This is a genomic window from Desulfobacter vibrioformis DSM 8776, assembly GCF_000745975.1.
Lineage (GTDB): Bacteria > Desulfobacterota > Desulfobacteria > Desulfobacterales > Desulfobacteraceae > Desulfobacter > Desulfobacter vibrioformis.
Window position 1 is genome coordinate 1 of the sequence record NZ_JQKJ01000080.1, and the last position, 1,772, is coordinate 1,772.

Below are 1,772 nucleotides of genomic sequence, written 5' to 3' on the forward strand. Positions count from 1 at the left end.
TTACCGAACTGAAGTTCCAATCCTGCCCAACCACCCGGAAAACTTGATTGTTCACGAGTAACCTTTTATAAAGAGAAGCACCACACAACCTTTATAATAAGGAGGCACCCGTGAACAAGAACTCATTTATAAATCAGTTTGTCGAAAATATCAAATTCCATTACACCAGTTTTGACCGTGTTCTCATCCGTGGATATATTCTAAATTTCTTTTCTGTCGCCTGCGTTGCCCGATTTCTCAAAGCCATGGGCTTTTCAAGACAAACCAACGGCGTTATGAGAATCCTCACGGATCAACTCAATGCCCACATCTCCAAACAAGCCCTGAAATACGGAATTCAGATTCATTGGTGGCCATCAATGGGTGGTGGCGTTAACGGTGCAAAACTGAAATTTGTTGAAGATCAATACGCCTGCAGATTCAATGGACAAGGCGACCACCTATTCTGCATCATCACGGACAGAGAGAATGTCAGAACCGTTGCAGCAAGGGAATTCACAACAAAAAAAGGCCGAAAGCATCAGGTGTTGTACAAGTGCAACAAGCCGGTCAAGCAATACTACATCTACTTCCATGACTCCTTTATAGGTGGCCCCTGCTACCTGAAAATTTCTTCTTATCTGCCTTTCCCTTGTGAATTCTATTTCAACGGTCACAACTACATCAAATTACAACTGGATAAAAAAGGCATCTCATACAAGATGAAGGAAAATGCCTTTACCCAGGTTTCTGATCCTGAGCTTCTCAACCGCATTGCTCAGGAAATTGATGGTAAAATGATCCAGGAAAGAATCAATTTCTGGATGAACCGCTTTTTCAAGTTCGACAAAGGAACCTATTCCACACGATCCAAACACCTGTATCATGACTGGTACCTAACCCAGGTTGAAGTCTGCTCTAATATGATTTTTAAGTCTGCCCGTTACTGCACCAGTCTCTTTGAACGCCTTTTGGACAAATTTTCACGTGTCGGATTGCCCGACACTATTGCCAGGATATTCAGCCGACGGCCTGCCCGTTCAAGTTCAAAATCCTTCTGGAGACTGTATGACAACAACGCCTGCATCAAACACTGGTTCAGGGGAAACGCTATCAAGCAATACAACAAGACCGGATATTACATCAGAACCGAAACCAGCATCAACAACCCCAAATCGCTGGGGCTTAAGAAACCTGTACTCTTTTTACAGGCATGCCTGTGGTACGGCCTTGGATGTAATGACCGACTACTCAACTGCTGTGCAGATGTGGATACATCCACCATTTATGAGGGAGAAGCAGACCCCTTTGATCAAACCGTACTGGATCATAAGGAACGAAAAGTCACACCCCCTGATCTGAGAAAGGAACGACAACTGGCTCTATGTGAAGAATTGCTGAAACCAAAATACGCGGTCAACGGATTCAAAACGGCTGAACTGCAACGAACCTTGAGTGCTCTTTTTGGAAATTCCGCCCAAATTCGCTATGAAATTAGAAAATTGGTGGTTCGAAACGTCATTGTAAAACAAAAAAACAAATCATTTTATAGGGTTACGGATACTGGCTGGAAATGGCTTTGGGCTTCAATTACCTCCAAACGCTATTTCAAAAACCCTGTTATTTCAGCTACTTTTAAAAGCAACTCTTCAAACAATCCGACACAACCCCACATTTTGGAAGAAGGATTGGGGCTCATCAATCAAGGTTTGAGCCAGATTACACAAGGCTTGGCTGTGAATATGTGATTCTCAAAAAACGTAAATTTTTCTCACGTTTTTTAGGAACAAAGC

1 protein-coding gene is annotated in these 1,772 nt (G+C 42.8%); it reads left to right on the top strand.

Annotated features, from left to right (window positions below):
* Positions 1 to 110 precede the first annotated feature (110 nt).
* Positions 111 to 1,727 carry a hypothetical protein gene (locus tag Q366_RS22105; RefSeq protein WP_245620032.1) on the top strand — a complete coding sequence of 539 codons (1,617 nt, stop codon included), beginning with the start codon at positions 111 to 113 and terminating at the stop codon, positions 1,725 to 1,727.
* Positions 1,728 to 1,772: the final 45 nt, after the last annotated feature.